Here is a 20,413-nt window from a genome sequence, read left to right on the forward strand (position 1 = left end):
TCCTACGCCGCGACCAGATACGAGAACACGGATTCGAGGGACTCGTCGGACGGCGAGACCGTGAGCAGCCGGATGCCCTGGTCACGGGCGACCTTCGGCAGCAGGGCGGTGAAGCGGCCGAAGTCGACGGCCTGGATACGCAACGCGCCCTCGGTGAGGTCGACTTCGATGCCCGAGGTCGACGGGTCGGCGATCAGCGCGGCCGCGAGGGCGCGGTCGTCGCTGGAGCGGACCAGGTAGCGGTGCGGGCGGTCGGTCATCAGCCGGCGGATCTTGCGGAAGTCGCCGCTGGCCGCGTGCCGGCCGGCGACCACCACCTCGATGTGCCAGGCGAGCTGTTCGACCTCTTCGAGGATGTGCGAGGAGAACAGCACGGTGCGGCCTTCGTCGCCCATCCTCCGCAGCAGGTCCATCAACTGCATGCGCTGGCGCGGGTCCATGCCGTTGAAGGGCTCGTCGAGCAGCAGCAGCGAGGGGTCGTGGACGAGGGCGGACGCCATCTTCACGCGCTGGCGCATGCCCTTGGAGTACGTCGAGATCTTGCGGTCCTGCGCGTACTCCATCTCGACCGTGGCCAGCGCCTGCTGGGCGGCCTTGGCACCGAGGCCGTGCAACTCGGCGTTGGCGACGACGAACTCGCGGCCGGTGAGGAAGTCGTACATCGCCTCGCGCTCGGGGACGATGCCGATGTGCCGGTAGATCGCCTCGTTGCGCCAGACCGGCTGTCCGTCGAGGGTGACCGTACCGGTGGAGGGGGCGAGGAAACCGCCCATCATGTTGATGAGGGTGGACTTTCCGGCGCCGTTGGGGCCGAGCAGACCGGTGACGCCGGGGCCGATGGTCATGGTGATGTCGTTGACGGCGACCACGTTGCCGAACCAGCGGGAGACATGGTCGATGGAGAGCGTGGTCACAGTCCCACCTTCTTGTAGCGGCGCAGCAGCAGGCCGTAGCAGGCGGCGATGAGGCCGACGATGACGAGCAGGTACACCACGCCCTGGGCGTGGGAGGGCCCGTCGCCGCCCGGGAAGGTGTTGGTGCCGCCGAGCAGGGCGGTGCTCAGCCCGCCGACCAGGGTGACCGGCGAGAACAGGCCGATCCACGGGATGGCGCCGGTGCTGCCCTGGGAGTCGGCGATCGCCTGGAGGGTGGAGACCGCGCCGTAGGAGATGGTCAGAACGGCGATCACGGCGGCGATGCCGAAGCCGCGGCGCGGCGTGACCGACGCGATGACCAGGCCGATTCCTGCGAACAGGAGGGACAGCAGGGCCACCGAGAGCAGTCCCTGGCCGAACCCCTTGCTCTGGTGGGCGAAGTCCATCTTGGAGAGCAGGGCACCCGCGTACAGCACGACCAGCGGGGCGCCGGTGAGGACGAACAGCGCCGAGGCCAGGGCCGCGAACTTGGCCTGGACGTAGTCGGCGGTCTCGATGGGCCGCGAGAAGTACAGCGGGATGGTCTTGAAACGCAGGTCCCGGGAGACCGCCTGCGGTGCCTGCGAGGCGACGTACAGGCTGATGACGGCCTGCATGATGATCGCGTACCGTGTGTAGGACACCGGCAGGTCGTGCGCCTTGGTGGCGACGGCGACGGCGACCATGATGGCCGCCGGCACGCACATCACCGCGAACAGCAGCATCGGCAGCACCTTGGACTTCACCGAGCGGCCGAGGCCGTAGGAGCCGCGCAGGGTCTGCGAGTAGAGGGACAGGCGGGCGTAGGCACGGCCCAGGCGCGGGCCGTCGTAGCCGCGGTAGCCGATGTCGTGGATTCGGGACTGGTCACCCGCGGGGGTGGCCAGAGGCTGCTCAACCGCCATGGACGGCCGCCTCCTTCGGCTGCTCGTCGCTGCTGGTGAAGACCTCGGAGATGTGGTGCCGGCGCTGTTCCATGCGCACCAGGCCGAGGCCGAGGTCGGCGACGACGTCGCGGACCAGGTCGTACGTCTCCTCGCCCAGGGCGGTGAGCAGCAGGATGTGGCCGGCGCCGGGGAGGCCGCCGCCCTCGGCGTTCGTCTCCACCCCGCGCGCGTGCAGCGCGTCGCGCACCGCGCGGGTGCCGTCGGGGTGCTCGTCGCTGTCGGTGACCTCGATCGCGAGGGTGGTCGTGCTCTGCGTGAAGTCGGTGGTGGAACTGGAGCGCAGCAGCTTGCCGCCGTCGACGACGACCACGTGGTCGCAGGTGCGTTCCAGTTCGCCGAGCAGGTGCGAGGTGACCAGGACCGAGATACCGAAGTCGGTGTGGATACGGCGGATCAGGCCGAGCATCTCGTCGCGGCCCACCGGGTCGAGACCGTTGGTCGGCTCGTCCAGGAAGACCAGCTGCGGGTCGTGCACCAGCGCCTGGGCGAGCTTCACGCGCTGCTTCATGCCGGTCGAGTAGCCGCCGATGGGGCGGTACCGCTCCTCGTAGAGCCCGACATGGCGCAGGGTGTCGGCGGTGCGCTCGCGCGCGGCGGCGGGCGGCAGGCCGGACATGCGGGCCATGTGCACGACGAACTCGGTGGCCGAGACGTCGGGCGGCAGGCAGTCGTGCTCCGGCATGTAGCCCACCCGCTCGCGGATGGCGGCACCCTTGGTCGCCACGTCCAGGCCGAGCACCTCGGCTCGGCCCTCGCTGGCGGGGGACAGACCCAGCAGGATCTTGATCAGGGTGGACTTGCCGGCGCCGTTGGCTCCGACGAGTCCGGTCACACCGGGTCCGATGTCCACGGACAGCCGGTCGAGCGCGGTCACCCGGGGGAACCGCTTGCTCAGGCTTTCGGTCGCGATCACAGTCACGCCAACGAAGGTAGTGACCTCGACCACGGGCGGTCGTCAGACCCGAGAGCCGTCTTCACGTCCCTCTGGAGTAGTACGGGACCCTAGGGGATCCCCTGCCTGAGGGCTACGCGCACGTGTCCACAGGCCGTGCACCCCCTATTGACGTCGTCTCTAACAACTGTCACATTCACCAGTGTCAAGTTACGGACACGTACCGCAGTCGACGGGGACGGGGCGGATGACGACGACAGTGCAGGACGTACTCTCCGAACGTGCCACGGAGCTCCAGGGTTTCCGGCGGGTGCAGCGACTCGCCTACGAATGCGCGGAGGCGGTCGCGGCCCGGCTCGAACCCGGCGTCACCGAGCGCGAGGCGGCGCGGATGCTGCGCGAGTGGCTGCGCGCCCGTGGTGTCCGGGACTGGTTCCACCTCCCCTTCGCCTGGTTCGGGGATGCCACCGCGTTCACCGGCTTCCGCGTACCGCTGCAGTTCTTCCCGACCGACCGCCGGCTGGAGCCCGGGATGCCGTTCATCCTGGACCTGGCCCCGGTGCACGAGGGCTGCACGGCCGACATCGGCTGCTCCGGGTCGCTCGGCCCCAACCCCGTCCAGGACCGCCTGATGGCCGACCTGGAGGCACACCGGGACCTGATCCTGCGCGAGGTCCGCGAGCGGCGCCCGCTGCGCGAGATCTACGCGGACGTGGACCGCCTCATGGTCCGCCAGGGCTACGCCAACCGGCACCGCGCGTACCCGTTCGGCGTGATCGCCCACAAGGTGGACCGCGTGAAGCAGCGCCGCTGGTCGCCCCGTCTCTTCGGGTTCGGCACCCAGTCCCTGAAGGGCCTCGCCGCCGACGCCCTGCACGGCCACCGCGAGGGCTGGTCACCGCCGTGGTCGCCGTACCGCTTCTCCGACCACCCACCGCAGCCGGGCCTGTGGGCGGTCGAACCACACCTCGGCTTCCGGGGCACCGGCGCCAAGTTCGAGGAGATCCTCGTGGTCACCGACTCCCCGGACCCCGAGCGGAGCGCCTTCTGGCTGGACGACGATCTGCCATGGGGGTCCCCCCGCGCGAGGTCGTTCGAGCGTGGGGGAGTGCGGCGCTGGGCGGAGGACAAGTGACGGCACTGAAGGGCGCACGCGAGCGCATGGTGCACACCGGCGGCATCGGCCTGTGCGTGGCGGAACTGGGCGACCCCACGCAACCGACGGTCGTCCTCGTGCACGGCTACCCGGACAGCAAGGAGGTCTGGTCCGAGGTCGCACCCCGCCTGGCCGAGCGCTTCCACGTGGTGCTGTACGACGTCCGGGGACACGGCCGCTCGACCGCACCGCGGCCACTGCGCGGCGGCTTCACGCTGGCCAAGCTGACCGACGACTTCCTGGCGGTGATCGACACCGTCAGCCCGGACCGCCCGGTGCACCTGGTCGGCCACGACTGGGGCTCCGTGCAGTCCTGGGAGTTCGCCACCGTGGGACGCACCGAGGGCCGCATCGCCTCCTTCACGTCGATGTCCGGGCCATCCCTCGACCACTTCGGACACTGGATCAACGCGCGCCTCAAGCGCCCGACCCCCCGCCGGGTGGGACAGCTCCTCGGCCAGGGCGCCAAGTCCTGGTACGTGTACCTGCTGCACACCCCCGTCGTCCCCGAACTGGCCTGGCGCGGCCCGCTCGGCAGGGCCTGGCCGGGAATCCTGCGGCGGGCCGAGAATCTCCCCGCCGGGGACTACCCCACCGGCTCCCTCCGCTCCGACGCGGCACACGGAGCCTGGCTGTACCGCGACAACGTACGGCCCCGGCTGCGCCGCCCTCGCCAGGACGCCTACGCGCACGCGCCCGTGCAGCTCATCACGCCCCTGGGCGACGCGTTCCTCTCCGAGCGGCTGTACGACGACCTGGAGCGCTGGGCACCCCGGCTGACCCGCCGCACCCTGCCCGACAAGCACTGGATCCCGCGCACCCGGCCGGACCAGGTGGCGGCCTGGATCGAGGAGTTCGTCATCTCCGTCGAGGACGGCCGGGACACCGAACCGAAGCGTGCCGACCGCCACTCCCAGCGGTTCGGCGGCCAGCTGGTCCTGGTCACCGGCGCGGGCAGCGGCATCGGCCGGGCCACGGCGTTCGCGTTCGCAAAGGCAGGCGCCCGGGTGGTGGCCGTGGACCGGGACGCGGAGGCCGCCGCCCGCACCGCCGAGCTGTCCCGGCTGATCGGCGCGGCCGGCGCGTGGGCAGAGACGGCCGACGTCTCCGACGAACAGGCCATGGAGAAGCTCGCCGAGCGCGTCCACCGTTCGTACGGGGTCCTGGACGTACTGGTCAACAACGCGGGCATCGGCCTCTCCGGCTCGTTCCTCACGACGACCACGGAGGACTGGCGCAAGGCCCTGGACGTCAACCTCTGGGGAGTGATCCACGGCTGCCGCCTGTTCGGCGCGCGGATGGCGGACCGCGGCCAGGGCGGCCACATCGTGAACGTCGCCTCGGCGGCCGCCTACCTGCCGTCGCGGGCGTTGCCGGCCTACAGCACCTCCAAAGCGGCGGTCCTGATGCTGTCCGAGTGCCTGCGCGCCGAACTCGCCGGCCGCATCGGCGTGACCGCGATCTGCCCCGGCATCGTCAACACGAACATCACGTCGACCGCCCGTTTCACCGGGGTCGACGAGGAGGAACAACGGCGCAGGCGGCAGCGCTCGGCCCGCCTTTACGGGATGCGCAACTACCCGCCGGAGAAGGTCGCTTCGGCGATCCTGGAGGCCGTGGAGCACAACAGGGCGGTGGTCCCGGTGACCCCGGAGGCACGGGGAGCGCGGTTGCTGTCGCGGGTGGCGCCGGGGGTGCTGCGGAGGATCGCGCGGATGGAGCCCAGGCTGTGACGGCCGGTCCGCCGGCCGAAACGGCGTACCGCATCGAGGACTTGGCCCATCGGTCCGGGACCACCGTCCGTACGGTCCGCGCCTACCAGGACAAGGGTCTGCTCCCCCGCCCCGAGCGCCGGGGCCGGGCCAACGTGTACTCAGACGTCCACCTCACCCGCCTCCACCAGATCGCCGACCTGCTCGCCCGCGGCTACACCCTCGCGTCCATCAAGGAACTCCTCGACGCCTGGGACACCGGCCGCGGCCTGGCCGGTGTGCTGGGTCTCGTCACCGAGGCCGAGGGCCCCTGGACCGACGAGCAACCGGTCCGTCTCTCCCGGGCCGACCTTGACGCCCGCTTCGGCGGCAGCCCCGACGACACGGCCGTGGCAGAGGCGGTGGCACTCGGCGTCCTGGAACCGGTGGCGGGCGAACCCGACTCCTTCCTCGTGCCGAGCCCCCAGGAGCTGGCCGTGGCGGCCGAGTTGTACGCGGCCGGGGTCCCGCTCACCGCTGTCTCCGACCACCTGCGGGAGTTGAGGGTCCAGGTCGAGCACATAGCCGCCCGTTTCATGGAGTTCACCACCGAGCACGTCTTCGCCCGCTACCTCGACGACCCGCGCCACCGCACCGACGCGAAGGCGGCCGAGGCGGCCTCGCTGGTGCGGCGTCTGCGCCCGCTCGCCCAGCAGACCGTGGACGCCGAACTGGCGCGGGCCATGCGCCTGTTCGCGACCCGCGAGGTGCGCCGGCGGCTCGGCGCGGGGGAGCACCCGGAGAACCTGGAACAGACCCGGTCGGTGTCCCTTCCCGCCGACACGATCCGGGCCGTACAAAGGCTCGTTGGTCCGGAGCGGGTGGCCGAGTTCATCACGCTTGCCGCCGAACGGGAGTCACGGGCACGCCACTTGGACGCTCTGACCGCAGATCACCATCCCCCCGACGATCTTGACGAAACGCCGTGAATCGCCCGGCGGTTGTCCACAGCGTGGCCAACTCCCCCTGTGGATAACCTGACTTGCTTGTGGATCAAACCTGGGGCGAAAAATATCTGCGTGATCCGCGTCTCCCCCGGCACCCTGGAGGCGTGAATGACAAGAAGACCCACAGACCGAATGACGGAAAGAACGACAAGCCGAACATCGGACAGAACGACAGGACGTGGGACGAGCGGCGCACCGTGAAGGTGTCGAAGTACCTGTCGAAGCACCTGCGCCACCAGCCTGAGCGCATCGGCCTCACGCTCGACGAGGCGGGCTGGGTGGAGATCGACACGCTGCTCGCGGCGGCAGCGGCGCACGGCTTCCCGGTCACCCGTGAGGAACTCGACCACGTCGTCGCCGCCAACGACAAGCAGCGTTTCGCGATCGAAGGCGCCCGGATCCGCGCCAGCCAGGGCCACAGCGTCGACGTCGAACTCGGGCTGCCCCCGGCGGTCCCGCCGCCGTACCTCTACCACGGGACCGTGGCCCGATATCTGGACGCGATCCGGACCGCGGGCCTGCGCCCGATGAGCAGGCACGACGTACACCTGTCGGCCGACCGCGAAACCGCGACCCGGGTCGGCGCGCGGCGCGGGCGCCCGGTCGTGCTCTCCGTGGACGCGGGCGCGATGCACCGGGCCGGCCATGTCTTCCACATCAGCGCGAACGGCGTGTGGCTGACGAGGGCCGTACCGCCGCAGTACCTGCGTTTTCCCGACCCGCACTGACCCTGCATGATGACTGGTATGGACCAGGGCGACCGCAAGGACCACCTCCCCACGACCGAGGCGGCCGTGACCGCCCTTCGCGCGATCGCCGCGGAGAGCGGCCGGGAGATCGAGGTGACCCACGACATCGGCGCGGACCAGACCTCCCGGCGCAGCGCGGCGGGCTTCGGCGTCACCGCGGATCCGGACGGTTCACTGCCGCACGAGGCGTACGCAGAGTTCGGCGGGCTGCCCCGGGTGAGCGTGCGGCTCTACCCCGACGACGACGCGCTGATCACGGTGGAGGGCATCGCGTTCCACGACGTCCCGCGCGACGACGTGCCCGCGTTCCTGCGCTCCGTCCTCGGCGGGCTGGCCCATGTCCGCTCCCGCCGCTTCCCGCCGGCGGCCTGGCTGGTCGTACCGCTGCCCGGGGACCGCACGTACAAGGAGTACCTCACCGTCGCCTCCCTCACGCCGTGGCTGAGCGGCCGCACACGGTGACCGTTTCGTCCGCCGTCGGTGGCGCCCCTTAGTCTCGAACGCATGAGTCTGCGTCTGAGCACCGTGATCCTGCCGTACCGCCGCTGGAACGAGGGCGGCCGTACCGCCTGGACACGGGCCGAGGAACTGGGCTTCCACACCGCCTACACCTACGACCACCTGTCCTGGCGCAGCTTCCGGGACGGCCCGTGGTTCGGCGCGATTCCGACGCTCACCGCGGCAGCGTCCGTCACCGACCGGCTCCGTCTGGGCACGCTCGTCACCTCGCCCAACTTCCGGCACCCGGTGACGCTGGCCAAGGAGCTGATCTCCCTCGACGACATCTCCGGCGGCCGGGTGACGCTCGGCATCGGCGCCGGCGGCACCGGCTTCGACGCCACCGCGCTGGGCCAGGAGCCGTGGACCGCGCGGGAGCGCGCCGACCGGTTCGCCGAGTTCGTCCCGCTGCTCGACCGGCTGCTCACCGAGGACTCCGTGACGCACGAGGGCGAGTTCTACTCGGCCCACGAGGCGCGCGACATCCCGGGCTGCGTGCAGCGGCCCCGGCTGCCCTTCGCGGTCGCCGCCACCGGCCCGCGCGGGCTGAAGCTCGCCGCGTGGCACGGACAGGCCTGGGTGACCACCGGTGACCCGAAGCTGTACGAGAGCGGCACACCCGAGCAGTCCGTCGAGGCACTGCGCGGTCAGACGGCGAAACTCGGCGACGCCTGCGCCGCGATCGGGCGGGACGCGTCGACGCTGGAGAAGGTCCTGCTCACCGGCTTCACCCCGGACCGGGCCCGTCCGCTGGCGTCCCTGGACGCCTTCGTGGACTTCGCCGGCCGCCACCAGGAGCTGGGCTTCACCGAACTGGTGATCCACTGGCCCATCGCGGACTCGGACTTCGCGGCCGACGAGAAGGTCTTCGAGCAGATCGCCATGGAGGCCCCGGCCCAGCTGGCCTGACACCCCGGGAGTCGTCTGTGTCTCATCTGCGCGCAGCACCGCACTGGCGTGCGGGCATATGCGCGAGAATGACCCGGTGACCTCAGCGACCCGACAGCCCGAGACCCCCGACTTCGCCACCCCGCCCCGGCTGATCGCCACCGATCTCGACGGCACCCTGCTGCGCGACGACAAGTCGGTCTCCCCGAGGACCGTCGCCGCGCTGGCCGCAGCCGAGGAGGCGGGTGTCGAGGTCTTCTTCGTCACCGGCCGCCCGGCCCGCTGGATGGACGTCGTCAGCGAACACGTCCACGGCCATGGCCTGGCGATCTGCGGGAACGGCGCGGCCGTGGTCGACCTGCACGGCGGCCCCGGCGCCCACCGCTTCGTGAAGGTACGCGAACTGGCCAGGGAGAACGCGCTGGACGCGGTGCGCCTGCTGCGCGACGCCGCGCGCGGCACGGTGTACGCGGTCGAGCAGACGTACGGCTTCCACCAGGAACCCGCCTATCCCAAGCTGCACCTGGAGACACCGGACCAGCTGCTGCCCGCCGAGGAGATCCTCGCGGCCGACGGTCCGGGCGCCGGCGAGCCCGTGCTCAAGATCCTCGCCTACCACCCCGACCTCGACCCCGACGCCTTCCTGACCCTCGCCCGCCTGGCCGTCGGCGACCGTGCCAACGTCACCCGGTCCAGCCCCAGTGCCCTGCTGGAGATCAGCGGTCCGGGGGTCTCCAAGGCCAGCACGCTGGCCCTGGAGTGCGCCGAGCGCGGCATCTCGCACGGGGAGGTCGTGGCCTTCGGCGACATGCCCAACGACGTCGAGATGCTGACCTGGGCCGGACGGTCGTACGCGATGGGCAACGCCCACCCCGACGTGATCGCCGCCGCCTCCGGCCGCACGGTCGCCAACAACGAGGACGGCGTCGCGGTCGTGATCGAACAGCTGCTGGCCGCACGCGGCTGACCCACGGAGCCGACGGACACGGAGTGCCGTACGGCGGGGGTACCCCCGCCGTGCGGCACTCCCGCTCGGCCCTACGCCGCTCCCACCAGGCCCTCGGCTGCCTCCACCGGCGATCGCGTCGCCGCTTCCCGCTCCGCCATGGCCCGCAACGGCCCGGCCACCGCGGTCAGTTCGGCGTACGGTCCGCGCTGCACCACCCGGCCCTCGTCGAGCACGATCACCTCGTCCACGGCCTCCAGACCGGCCAGCCGATGGGTGATGAGTACGCTCGTACGGCCCTCGGTGGCGGCCAGGAGATCCGCGGTGAGCGCGTCCGCCGTGGGCAGGTCGAGATGCTCGGCGGGCTCGTCGAGGACAAGCACCGGGAAGTCCGCGAGCAGTGCCCGGGCGAGCGCCAGCCGCTGCCGCTGCCCGCCGGACAGCCGGGCCCCGTGCTCGCCGACAAGGGCATCGAGGCCGTCGGGCAGCCCGTCCGCCCAGTCCAGCAGCCGGGCCCGGGCCAGCGCGTCCCGCAGCTCCTCCTCGGTGGCGTCCTTGCGGGCGAGCAGCAGGTTCTCGCGTACGGAACTGTCGAAGAGGTGCGCGTCCTGGGCACACAGCCCGACGAGCCGGCGTACGTCGTCGCTGTCCACGGCGTGCGCGTCCACGCCGCCGAACGTGTAGGAACCCGCGTCCGGGTCGAGGAAGCGCAGCAGGACCTGGGCGAGGGTCGTCTTGCCGGAGCCGGAGGGACCGACCACGGCGATCCGGCGCCCCTCGTCAAGGGTGAGGTCGAGCCCGGTGAGCGCGTCCCTGCGCTGGCCGTCATGGCGGGCGGACAGGCCCTTGAGGACGACGGGGAAGGGCGTCGCGGGCGCCTGGCGTGGACGCCCGGGCTCGCGCACGGGCTCGGGCGCGTCCAGTACCTCGTAGATGCGCTCCGCGCTCCTGCGCACCCGCTGCCGCTGCCGCACGGCGAGCGGGAGCCCCAGTACGGCCTCGAAGGCGGCCAGCGGAGTGAGCACGACCACCGCCATCGCCACCCCGCTCAGCCGGCCGTCGGCGACCCCCTGGGCACCCACCAGCGCCGTGGCGGCGACGGTCAGGCCCGTCAGCAGCGCGGTCAGTCCGTCGCCGAGCGCGGTGGCCGTCGCCGCCCGCGAGGCGATCCGGGTGAGCGTGCCGTCGGCTTGTCTGACCTCGTCGGTGCGGGCGGGCAGCGCCCCGGCGACGGTCAGTTCGGCGGTGCCGCTGAGCAGGCCGGTCACCCGGGTCGCGAGCAGGCCGCGGGCGGGCGCCAGCCGCTGTTCGGCGCGACGGGCCACGGCGGAGGTCACCAGCGGGACACCGGCGCCGGCCGCCAGCAGCCCCACGGCCAGAGCGGCCCCTGCCTCGGGCAGCAGCCAGGCGGTGAACCCCACGGCCCCGGCGGACACGGCCACCGCGGCCCCGGCGGGCAACAGCCACCGCAGCCAGTAGTCCTGCAGCGTGTCCACGTCGGCGACCAGCCGGCTGAGCAGGTCCCCGCGCCTGGTCGTCCGGAGCCCGGCAGGTGCGAGCCGCTCAAGGCGCCGGTACACGGCGACCCGGGTGTCGGCCAGCATCCGCAGCACGGCGTCGTGCGACACGAGCCGCTCGCCGTACCGGAACACGGCCCGCCCGATCCCGAAGGCACGGGTAGCCGTCACCGCGACCATCAGATAGAGCACCGGCGGCTGCTGCGAGGCCCGCGAGATCAACCACCCGGAGGTCGCCATCAGCCCCACGGCGCTGCCGAGCGCGAGCGCCCCCAGCAGCAGAGCGAGCGCCAACCGTCCCTGCCGCGCACCCGAGTCCGCGCGCACCCGCCGCAGAACGCCCTCTCCGTGCAAGGCCCCGCGGACGCGGCGGCCTTGCACGGAGGGAGCAGCCTGCTCCGCGGGGTCGCTCTCCAGCAGAGCCGTCCGTCCGCCCGCCCTGCCGTCGGCCGGCTCAAGGCGCCGCAGATCCACGGGGCGGGGTCCCCCGGTGGCCTCGCCGCCGGAGAGCCTCACCACCCGGTCCGCCGCCGAGAGCAGCGCCGGCCGGTGCACCACCAGCAACACCGTCCGCCCGGCGGCCAGCCGTCGTACCGCGGCCACGACCTCCGCCTCGGTCGCCCCGTCCAAGGCGGCCGTCGGCTCATCCAGCAACAGCACGGGCCGGTCCGCCAGGAACGCCCGCGCCAGCGCCAGTCGCTGCCGCTGCCCGGCGGACAGCCCGGCACCGTCCTCGCCGAGCACGGTGCCCGTGCCGTCCGGCAAGGCATCCACGAACTCCAGCGCGCCCGCGTCCCGCAAGGCCCGCCGTACCGCTTCGTCGTCCGCGTCGGGGCGGGCGAGCCGTACGTTCTCGGCGATCGTCCCGGCGTACAGATGCGGCCGCTGCGGAACCCATGCGATCCGTGACCGCCATGCCTCCAGGTCCAGCGCGCCGAGTTCGGCTCCCCCGATCCGCACCCGGCCCGCTGCCGGCCGCACGAACCCCAGCAGCACGTTCAGCAGCGTCGACTTGCCCACTCCGCTCGGGCCGACCAGTGCGACGGTCTCTCCGGGTGCCACGGTGAACGACATGTCGCTCAGCGCGTCCGTCGAACGCCCCGGGTAGCGGACCGTCACTCCTTCGAAGACCAGGGCGGCCTCGGCAGGCACCTCGCCCGCGCCGGACACCGGAACCGGCGTCTCCAGCACCGCGAATATCTCCTCCGCCGCCGCGAGCCCTTCCGCCGCCGCGTGGAACTGGGCACCCACCTGCCGCAGCGGGAGGTAGGCCTCCGGTGCCAGCACCAGGATGACCAGCCCGATGTACAGGTCCATGTCGCCGTGCACCAGCCGCATACCGATGGTCACCGCGACCAGCGCCACCGACAGCGTGGCGAGCAGTTCCAGCGCGAAGGACGAGAGAAAGGCGATCCGGAGGGTCCGCATTGTCGCCTGCCGGTACTCCCCGGTGATCCGGCGGATGGAGTCGGCCTGCGCCTTGGCCCGCCCGAACACCTTCAGCGTGGGCAGCCCGGCGACCACGTCCAGGAAGTGACCGGACAGCCGGGACAGCAGTTGCCACTGCCGGTCCGTACGGGACTGGGTGGCCCAGCCGATCAAGACCATGAACAGCGGGATGAGCGGCAGCGTACCCACGATGATGGCCGCGGAGACCCAGTCCTCGGTGACGATCCGGGCCAGTACCGCGACCGGAACGACCACCGCGAGCCCCAACTGGGGGAGGTAACGCGAGAAGTAGTCGTCAAGGGCGTCGACGCCCCTCGTGGCGAGGGTGACCAGCGACCCGGTCCGCTGACCGCTCAGCCAGCCGGGGCCCAGCGCCACCGCCCGGTCCAGGAGCCGTCCCCGCAGTTCGGACTTGACCGCCGCGCTCGCCCGGTGCGCGGCAAGCTCGGTGAGCCAGGAGATCAGCGCCCTGCCGATGGCGACGGCCACCAACAGCAACAGGGGGGTGCGGAGTTCGGATACGGAGTGGCCGTACTGGAAGGCCCCGACCACCACTTCGGCGATGAGCATCGCCTGGGCGATGACCAGCCCGGCACCGACCGCGCCGAGACCGACGACCGCGATCAGGAAGAGACGAGTGGCCCGGGCGTAGCGCAACAGGCGCGGATCGATTGGTTTCACGTGAAACATGCCCTTCGGCCCGGAGTGGGTGTTTCACGTGAAACACCCACTCCTTGGTCTCTTGCGGACTCAGTGCGCGGCTTCGGCTGCGATGTGCTGCGTGCCGATCCGCTTGCGGAACACCCAGTACGTCCACCCCTGGTAGAGCATGACGAGCGGTGTCGCGATCGCCGCCAGCCACGTCATGATCTTCAGGGTGTAGGGACTCGACGAGGCGTTGGTGACCGTGAGGTTCCAGTCGGCGTTGAGCGACGAGGGCATGACGTTCGGGAACAGCGCCAGGAAGAGCATCGCCACGGCGGCCACGATGGTGACGCCGGACAGGGCGAACGCCCATCCCTCCCGGCCCCGAAGGTTGGCCCCCAGGGCGGCGACCAGCGCGACGACCGCCACGACCAGAGCCACCAGGCTCTTGCCGTCCCCGCTGTCAGCCTGGGTCCACAGCAGGAAGGCCACCGCCAGCGCGGCGGCGAGCAGCCCGACCCTGGTCGCCAGCGTCCGCGCCCGTACCCGGATGTCACCGACGGTCTTGAGTGCGGTGAACACCGTCCCGTGGAAGGTGAACAGGGTCAGCGTGACGAGCCCGCCCAGCAGGGCATGCGGGTTGAGCAGATCCCAGACGGTACCGACGTACTCGAAGTGCTGGTCGATCTTCACTCCCCGCACGATGTTCCCGAAGGCCACGCCCCACAGGAACGCCGGGATCAGCGAGGTCCAGAAGATCGCGGTCTCCCAGGTGCGCTGCCAGTTCTCCTCGGGCCGCTTCGCCCGGTACTCGAAGGCGACACCCCGGACGATCAGACAGACCAGGATGACCAGCAGGGGCAGATAGAAGCCGGAGAACAGCGTGGCGTACCACTCGGGGAAGGCGGCGAAGGTCGCGCCGCCCGCGGTGAGCAGCCACACCTCGTTGCCGTCCCAGACCGGGCCGATCGTGTTGATCAGCACCCGCTTCTCCGTCCGGTCACGGGCGAGCAGCTTGGTGAGGATGCCGACTCCGAAGTCGAAGCCCTCCAGGAAGAAGTAGCCGGTCCACAGGACGGCGATCAGGACGAACCAGACGTCGTGAAGTTCCATGACTGCGTCTCCCTCGGCCTAGTACGAGAAGGCCATCGGCTTGTCGGCGTCACGCGCCTCGCCGCCGATCTTCGTGGGCGGGTTGAGGTCGTCCTCGGTGAGCTCGGGCGGGCCGGCCTTGATGTACTTCACGAGCAGCTTGACCTCGACGACGGCGAGGACGGCGTACAGCGCGGTGAAGGTGATCATCGAGATGAGGATCTCGGCCTGGGACACACCGGGGGAGACCGCGTCGCGGGTCTGCAGGACGCCGTAGACGACCCAGGGCTGACGGCCCATCTCGGTGAATATCCAGCCCCAGGAGTTGGCGATCAGCGGGAAACCCAGCGTCCAGATCGCCACCAGCCAGTACAGCCTGCCGAGCTTCGGGCTGAGGGCCTTGTTCTTGAAGAGGACCAGATGCGGCACCTCGTCCTCCCCGACCCGCAGATGCTCGGCCAGCATGAACTTCTTGCGGGTCAGCCAGAGTCCGGCCACGCCGACGGCGAAGGACGCCATACCGAAGCCGATCATCCAGCGGAAGGCCCAGAAGGTGACGGGGATGATCGGGCGGTAGTCGCCGGGGCCGTACTTCTGCTGTTCGGCCTTGTTGGTGTCGTTGATACCGGGGACGTACGAGTTGAAGTCGTCGTCGGCGAGGAACGACAGCACGCCGGGAACCGAGAACTCGACGGTGTTGTGGCCCTTGCTCACGTCGCCGTAGGCGAAGACCGAGAACGGTGCCGAGTTCTGGCCGTCCCACAGGGCCTCGGCGGCGGCCATCTTCATCGGCTGCTGCTTGAACATGACCTTGCCGAGGGTGTCGCCGCTGATCGAGGTGAGCAGGCCGGCGATGACGACGGTGACCAGGCCCAGCCGCAGCGAGGTCTTCATGACGGTGATGTGCTTCTTGCGGAACAGGTGGAAGGCGGCGATGCCGACCATGAAGGCGCCACCGGTCAGGAAGGACGCGGCCAGCGTGTGGAAGGCCTGGGCCAGCGCGGTGTTCTGGGTCAGAACGGCCCAGAAGTCGGTCAGCTCGGCCCGCCCCTTCGCCTTGTCGATCTTGTAGCCGACAGGGTGCTGCATCCACGAGTTGGCCGCGAGGATGAAGTACGCGGACAGGATCGTGCCGATGGAGACCATCCATATGCAGGCCAGATGGATCTTCTTGGGCAGCTTGTCCCAGCCGAAGATCCACAGCCCGATGAAGGTGGACTCGAAGAAGAACGCGATCAGCGCCTCGAAGGCGAGCGGGGCGCCGAAGATGTCACCGACGAACCGCGAGTAGTCCGACCAGTTCATGCCGAACTGGAACTCCTGCACGATGCCGGTGACCACACCCATCGCGATGTTGATCAGGAAGAGCTTGCCCCAGAACTTGGTCGCCCTGAGGTACTTCTCCTTCTCCGTGCGCACCCATGCGGTCTGCAGGCCGGCCGTGAGCGCGGCCAGGGAGATCGTCAGCGGGACGAACAGGAAGTGGTAGACGGTGGTGATGCCGAACTGCCAACGCGCCAGCGTCTCCGGCGCCAGAGCCAGGTCCACGTCGTCAGTCTCCTTACGTCGCCGGGACACAGCGGCAATTGCCCCCTTTGCGGCGCACAGAGCGGGGCAAAGAGGACGAGCTTGTGAATGCATTCACATTCACAAGCCATTATGACGCACCGATTTTCGAAGAACCCCGGGGGGGCATGTCTTCTGCGTCACGTCGCCGTGCAGTCCCGGGTTCCACGTGAAACCCCAACGCAACGGGGCCGCCTCAAGGGCGGCCCCGTAGGTGTGGGACTGACCGACTGCCGGAGCTCCTCGGGCTAGAGCTCCTTGCGGAAGTTCTCCGCGGCCTTCAGGAAGATGTCGTTCGCCTCGGTCTCCCCGATCGTCACCCGGACGCCCTCGCCCGGGAACGGCCGGACGACCGCCCCGTGCTCCTCGCAGAGGCGCGCGAAGGCCGTCGTAGGCTCTCCCAGCCGCAGCCACACGAAGTTGGCCTGGGTCTCGGGCACCGTCCAGCCCTGGGCACGGAGGGCCCCGACCACCCGCTGCCGCTCGCACACCAGCGAGCCGACCCGGCCGAGCAGTTCGTCCTCCGCCCGCAGCGAGGCGATCGCCGCCTCCTGGGCGAGCTGGCTCACGCCGAACGGCACCGCCGTCTTGCGCAGCGCCGCCGCCACCGGCTCGTGCGCGATGGCGAAGCCGACGCGCAGCCCGGCGAGGCCGTACGCCTTGGAGAAGGTCCGCAGCACACAGACGTTCGGCCGTTCGCGGTAGATCTCGACGCCGTCGGGCACCTCTGGGTCGCGGATGAACTCGCGGTAGGCCTCGTCCAGGACCACCAGCACATCGCTCGGCACCCGGTCCAGGAAGCGCTCCAGCTCGGCCCGCTTCACGACCGTGCCGGTCGGGTTGTTCGGATTGCAGACGAAGATCAGGCGGGTCCGGCCGGTGATCGCGGCCGCCATCGCGTCGAGGTCGTGCACCTCACCGGACGTGAGCGGCACCTGGACCGAACGGGCGCCGCTGATCTGCGTGATGATCGGGTACGCCTCGAAGGACCGCCAGGCGTAGATCACCTCGTCGCCGGGGCCGCTGGTGGCCTGGATCAGCTGCTGGGCGACACCGACCGAACCGGTGCCGGTGGCCAGATGGCCGAGCGGGACACCGAAGCGGTCCGCCAGCTCGTTCATCAGGGCCGTGCACGCCATGTCCGGGTAGCGGTTGAAGCTGGCCGCGGCGGCGGTCACGGACTCCATCACGCCGGGCAGCGGCGGGTAGGGGTTCTCGTTGGAGGAGAGCTTGTAGGCGACCGGGCCGTCGGCCGCGGCAGGCTTGCCCGGCTTGTAGGTGGGGATACCCTCCAGCTCGGCGCGCAGCTTGGGGCTCGTCTCGCTCACCGCAGTCCTCCTCGCGACCACCGGCGGACCGTCCGCGCCGCCGGCATCCAATACTGCTCACCTTATGAGGATTCGGCGCCGCTGCGTACAGGAGCGGAGCGACCCGGTAGACGCGGACCTGACCTCATCCGTCCCACCGGCATCACGGGCATCACCACACGAAGGCGCATTTTTCGGGGGCGCGCCCTACATATATCTACGCGCCGGTGGCTCACGCCGTAGCGCGCATCACCCGTGAAGGTGAGTTGAGACCTCTTCGAAACATCGAGCACTTGGCAGGCCCATGCGTGCCGACAAGTCACGTCTCGCCATTGGATCGTTCAACTGACTTTCTTTCTAAGGTAGTTGACCCGCTTTGACCTTGCAGAAACGTGCCTGTCAACGCGTGCATATGCGTCCGCACTACCCCACCGCATGAGCCCTACTATCGGCTCGCCATGACAGCAGCAGGGAAGCACCAGGTGAGCCGCACGGAAACCTCTCGGCGAGGCAGCCGGCCGGGCCGGGCGGGCATCAGAGACGTGGCCGCCGCCGCCGGAGTCTCCATCACGACCGTCTCCGACGCCCTGAACGGCAAGGGCCGGCTTCCGGATGCCACCCGGCGCCACGTCCGCGAGGTCGCCGACCGGCTGGGGTACCGCCCCTCGGCCGCCGCCCGAACCCTCCGTACCGGCAAGTCGGGACTCATCGGCCTGACCGTGACGACATACGGGGATGAACCTTTCACCTTCACCGAATTCGCGTACTTCGCCGAGATGGCGCGGGCCGCCACCTCGGCCGCGCTCGCCCGCGGCTACGCCCTGGTGATCCTCCCCGCGACCTCACGCCACGACGTGTGGTCGAACGTCGCCCTGGACGGCACGGTCGTCATCGACCCGTCCGACCAGGACCCGGTGGTCAGCGAGCTGGTCCGGCAGGGGCTGCCGGTGGTCTCCGACGGCCGTCCGGCCGGTTCGCTGCCGGTCACCGCCTGGGTGGACAACGATCACGAGGCCGCCGTACTCGGCATCCTCGACCATCTCGCCGCCGCGGGCGCCCGCCGGATCGGCCTGCTCACGGGCACCACGACGGACACGTACACCCACCTGTCCACCACCGCCTACCTGCGCTGGTGCGAACGGGTCGGCCAGGACCCGGTCTACGAGGCCTACCCGGCGCACGACCCCTGCGCGGGTGCCGTCGCCGCCGACCGGCTGCTGGCCCGCCCGGACCGTCCCGACGCCGTCTACGGCCTCTTCGACCCCAACGGCACCGACCTGCTCGCCGCCGCCCGCCGCTACGGGCTGCGTGTCCCCGACGACCTGCTGCTGGTGTGCTGCAGCGAGTCGACCGTGTACGCCAACACCGAGCCGCCCATCACCACGCTCTCCCTGAAGCCGCGCCGTATCGGGACGGCGGTGGTGCAGCTGCTGATCGACGCGATCGAGGGAGTGGAATCGGACCAGCCTGTCGAGCAGGTGATACCGACCGAACTGATCGTGCGTACCTCCTCCCAGCGACGCCCGCCGCGCACCACGGTCAGCCCCCCACGGGCACCGGAGGAGGAGTAGAACGAACGGCCCGCACTCCCGGACGGACGCCCGGCACCCTCGTACGGCCGGTCCGCACCCACCCGCGGACGCTCCGTGCGCCCATCCGGGCCGTCCCCGCGCGCACGGAGGCCGCCGACGCGCCTGCCGGGCGTCGGCGAAAGACGGCCGGGAGGTGGGCGGCGGACCGCCGAACCCCTGCCCAACCGGGGCGAAAGCCGCGCTGAACCGGAGTCCTGTTCCGATTCACCACCCCTGGGTCATCACACGGCGCGACGGGCGTTCCTATGATGGGCGCACGACACCGCGGGCCGCTGCGACCAGGCAGTCCGAAGCGGTGCAGATGCGGCGCGATGGTGGAGGGGTCTGATGACTCAGGGGGCCGGTCAGGGACCCGAGGCGGAACGGACGGCGACGTTGCGGGACTTCCGGGTGCCCGCGTACGTCAACGAGACCGGTCCGTACGCCCAGGACACCCGCCCCGCCGACGCCGCCCCGCCGCTCGACGAGCCGTACCCCGACGGATATCCCGACGGGTACACGCCCACCCAGCGCGATCTGCCCGTCATCAACCGCGGCGACACGATCCAGCTGCCGGTCGACCCGGCCGCCGAACCGGCCGCCCGGACGGCGGCCGGTCCTGGCCCGCTGTTCGTCGTCGGCGACGTGCACGGCTACTTGGACGAACTGATCGGCGCACTGCGCGAGCAGGGGCTGATCGACGCGGAGGGGCAGTGGTGCGCGGGCACCGCCCGGCTCTGGTTCCTCGGCGACTTCACCGACCGGGGTCCGGACGGCATCGGCGTCATCGACCTGGTGATGCGGCTGTCCGCCGAGGCGGCCGCGGCCGGCGGCTACTGCAAGGCCCTCATGGGCAACCACGAGCTGCTGCTGCTCGGCGCGAAGCGGTTCGGCGACACCCCCGTCAACTCCGGCGCGGGCACCGCGACCTTCCAGGCGGCCTGGCTGCTCAACGGCGGCCAGAAGACCGACATGGACCGGCTCCAGGACCACCACCTCCAGTGGATGGCCCGCCTGGACGCGGTCGAGGAGGTCGACGGCTACCTGCTGGTCCACTCCGACACCACCGCGTACCTCGACTACGGCGACTCGATCGAAGCGGTCAACGACATGATCCGCGAGACCATCACCCGTAATGACGCGGACGAGGTCTGGGACCTGTTCCGTAAGTTCACCAAGCGGTTCTCCTTCCGCGACGAAGGGGGTGCAGACGCCGTCCGTTCCCTCCTCGATACGTACGGCGGCACCCGCATCGTTCACGGACACAGCCCGATTCCCTATCTGCTGGGGGAAGTCGGCTCCGAGGACGGCGAGGAGAACAAGGGCCCCGTCGTGGAAGGACCGCACGTCTACGCGGACGGGCTCGCCATCGCCATGGACGGCGGAGTGACCATGGCCGGAAAGCTCCTGGTCAGGCAACTTCCGCTGGACGGCTGAGGGTTCGGCGCGCTGTCCTGTACCCCGATGTCACACGCGGGCCACCCCCAATTTCCGGCAACCCCCTGTCACCGCGTGCCTTAACGGCTCTACCATCGGTTTATCCGTAGCAGGCTCCCCTCCGTTTCTGCCCGACGGCTC

Annotated in this window: 16 protein-coding genes; 9 read left to right on the forward strand and 7 right to left on the reverse strand. The window is 70.6% G+C overall.

Annotation, left to right across the window (positions count from 1 at the left end):
• Positions 1-2 precede the first annotated feature (2 nt).
• From ACFXI4_RS16270 to ACFXI4_RS16280, 3 genes are read right to left on the reverse strand one after another with little or no spacing between them, the layout of a single operon-like run.
• The gene (locus ACFXI4_RS16270) at positions 3-914 is read right to left on the reverse strand and encodes an ABC transporter ATP-binding protein (protein WP_362718832.1); all 912 of its coding nucleotides are present in this window, start codon (positions 912-914) and stop codon (positions 3-5) included.
• The gene (locus tag ACFXI4_RS16275; RefSeq protein WP_362718829.1) at positions 911-1,819 is read right to left on the reverse strand and encodes an ABC transporter permease; all 909 of its coding nucleotides are present in this window, start codon (positions 1,817-1,819) and stop codon (positions 911-913) included. Before ACFXI4_RS16275 ends, ACFXI4_RS16270 begins: the two co-directional genes overlap by 4 nt.
• Positions 1,809-2,774, reverse strand: coding sequence for an ABC transporter ATP-binding protein (locus ACFXI4_RS16280; RefSeq protein ID WP_384991111.1), 966 nt, complete (start codon positions 2,772-2,774; stop codon positions 1,809-1,811). The genes ACFXI4_RS16275 and ACFXI4_RS16280 overlap by 11 nt, the downstream gene beginning before the upstream one ends.
• A 226-nt stretch (positions 2,775-3,000) precedes the next feature.
• Between ACFXI4_RS16280 and ACFXI4_RS16285 the strand changes: the two genes are divergently transcribed.
• From ACFXI4_RS16285 to ACFXI4_RS16315, 7 genes are all read left to right on the forward strand, one after another.
• On the forward strand, positions 3,001-3,888 hold the full coding sequence (locus ACFXI4_RS16285; protein WP_384990980.1) for a M24 family metallopeptidase: 888 nt from the start codon (positions 3,001-3,003) through the stop codon (positions 3,886-3,888).
• Positions 3,885-5,642: an SDR family oxidoreductase gene (locus ACFXI4_RS16290; protein ID WP_384990983.1), complete on the forward strand. Its 1,758-nt coding sequence runs from the start codon at positions 3,885-3,887 to the stop codon at positions 5,640-5,642. The genes ACFXI4_RS16285 and ACFXI4_RS16290 overlap by 4 nt, the downstream gene beginning before the upstream one ends.
• Positions 5,639-6,589: a MerR family transcriptional regulator gene (locus ACFXI4_RS16295; protein ID WP_384990985.1), complete on the forward strand. Its 951-nt coding sequence runs from the start codon at positions 5,639-5,641 to the stop codon at positions 6,587-6,589. The genes ACFXI4_RS16290 and ACFXI4_RS16295 overlap by 4 nt, the downstream gene beginning before the upstream one ends.
• Positions 6,590-6,765: 176 nt before the next feature.
• Positions 6,766-7,335, forward strand: a complete 570-nt coding sequence (locus ACFXI4_RS16300) for an RNA 2'-phosphotransferase (protein WP_384991113.1) — start codon at positions 6,766-6,768, stop codon at positions 7,333-7,335.
• Between the two features lie 18 nt (positions 7,336-7,353).
• Positions 7,354-7,818: a hypothetical protein gene (locus ACFXI4_RS16305; RefSeq protein WP_384990987.1), complete on the forward strand. Its 465-nt coding sequence runs from the start codon at positions 7,354-7,356 to the stop codon at positions 7,816-7,818.
• A 42-nt stretch (positions 7,819-7,860) separates the two neighbouring features.
• A complete protein-coding gene (locus tag ACFXI4_RS16310; RefSeq protein WP_384990989.1) occupies positions 7,861-8,763 on the forward strand; it encodes an LLM class flavin-dependent oxidoreductase in 903 nt (300 codons plus the stop codon).
• Between the two features lie 58 nt (positions 8,764-8,821).
• Complete coding sequence (locus tag ACFXI4_RS16315; RefSeq protein ID WP_384990992.1) at positions 8,822-9,709, forward strand: HAD-IIB family hydrolase; 888 nt, start codon at positions 8,822-8,824, stop codon at positions 9,707-9,709.
• 71 nt (positions 9,710-9,780) lie between these two features.
• Here ACFXI4_RS16315 and cydD read toward each other — a convergent pair whose 3' ends face one another.
• The 4 genes from cydD to hisC all read right to left on the reverse strand — a co-directional run bounded on the left by cydD (position 9,781) and on the right by hisC (position 17,285).
• Positions 9,781-13,335, reverse strand: coding sequence for a thiol reductant ABC exporter subunit CydD (gene cydD / locus ACFXI4_RS16320; protein WP_384990995.1), 3,555 nt, complete (start codon positions 13,333-13,335; stop codon positions 9,781-9,783).
• A 69-nt stretch (positions 13,336-13,404) separates the two neighbouring features.
• Positions 13,405-14,412, reverse strand: coding sequence for a cytochrome d ubiquinol oxidase subunit II (gene cydB, locus ACFXI4_RS16325; protein WP_384990998.1), 1,008 nt, complete (start codon positions 14,410-14,412; stop codon positions 13,405-13,407).
• Between the two features lie 18 nt (positions 14,413-14,430).
• Positions 14,431-15,939, reverse strand: a complete 1,509-nt coding sequence (locus tag ACFXI4_RS16330) for a cytochrome ubiquinol oxidase subunit I (RefSeq protein ID WP_362719440.1) — start codon at positions 15,937-15,939, stop codon at positions 14,431-14,433.
• A gap of 266 nt (positions 15,940-16,205) precedes the next feature.
• A complete protein-coding gene (hisC, locus tag ACFXI4_RS16335; protein ID WP_384991002.1) occupies positions 16,206-17,285 on the reverse strand; it encodes a histidinol-phosphate transaminase in 1,080 nt (359 codons plus the stop codon).
• A gap of 437 nt (positions 17,286-17,722) precedes the next feature.
• Between hisC and ACFXI4_RS16340 the strand changes: the two genes are divergently transcribed.
• Together ACFXI4_RS16340 and ACFXI4_RS16345 are read left to right on the forward strand one after the other, a co-directional pair.
• Positions 17,723-18,835, forward strand: a complete 1,113-nt coding sequence (locus ACFXI4_RS16340) for a LacI family DNA-binding transcriptional regulator (protein ID WP_384991004.1) — start codon at positions 17,723-17,725, stop codon at positions 18,833-18,835.
• Positions 18,836-19,183: 348 nt separating this feature from the next.
• Positions 19,184-20,272 (forward strand): metallophosphoesterase, encoded by a 1,089-nt coding sequence (locus ACFXI4_RS16345; protein WP_384991007.1) that lies wholly within the window; start codon positions 19,184-19,186, stop codon positions 20,270-20,272.
• Positions 20,273-20,413 lie beyond the last annotated feature (141 nt).

This window comes from Streptomyces sp. NPDC059224 (assembly GCF_042754285.1).
Lineage (GTDB): Bacteria > Actinomycetota > Actinomycetes > Streptomycetales > Streptomycetaceae > Streptomyces.

Excerpts from the sequence above, each read along its gene's own strand:
- ACFXI4_RS16275 (WP_362718829.1), bottom strand. The coding sequence starts at position 1,819 with ATGGCGGTTGAGCAGCCTCTGGCCACCCCCGCGGGTGACCAGTCCCGA.
- ACFXI4_RS16285 (WP_384990980.1), top strand. The coding sequence starts at position 3,001 with ATGACGACGACAGTGCAGGACGTACTCTCCGAACGTGCCACGGAGCTC.
- ACFXI4_RS16305 (WP_384990987.1), top strand. The coding sequence starts at position 7,354 with ATGGACCAGGGCGACCGCAAGGACCACCTCCCCACGACCGAGGCGGCC.
- ACFXI4_RS16310 (WP_384990989.1), top strand. The coding sequence starts at position 7,861 with ATGAGTCTGCGTCTGAGCACCGTGATCCTGCCGTACCGCCGCTGGAAC.
- ACFXI4_RS16315 (WP_384990992.1), top strand. The coding sequence starts at position 8,822 with ATGCGCGAGAATGACCCGGTGACCTCAGCGACCCGACAGCCCGAGACC.
- cydB (WP_384990998.1), bottom strand. The coding sequence starts at position 14,412 with ATGGAACTTCACGACGTCTGGTTCGTCCTGATCGCCGTCCTGTGGACC.
- ACFXI4_RS16340 (WP_384991004.1), top strand. The coding sequence starts at position 17,723 with ATGACAGCAGCAGGGAAGCACCAGGTGAGCCGCACGGAAACCTCTCGG.
- ACFXI4_RS16345 (WP_384991007.1), top strand. The coding sequence starts at position 19,184 with ATGACTCAGGGGGCCGGTCAGGGACCCGAGGCGGAACGGACGGCGACG.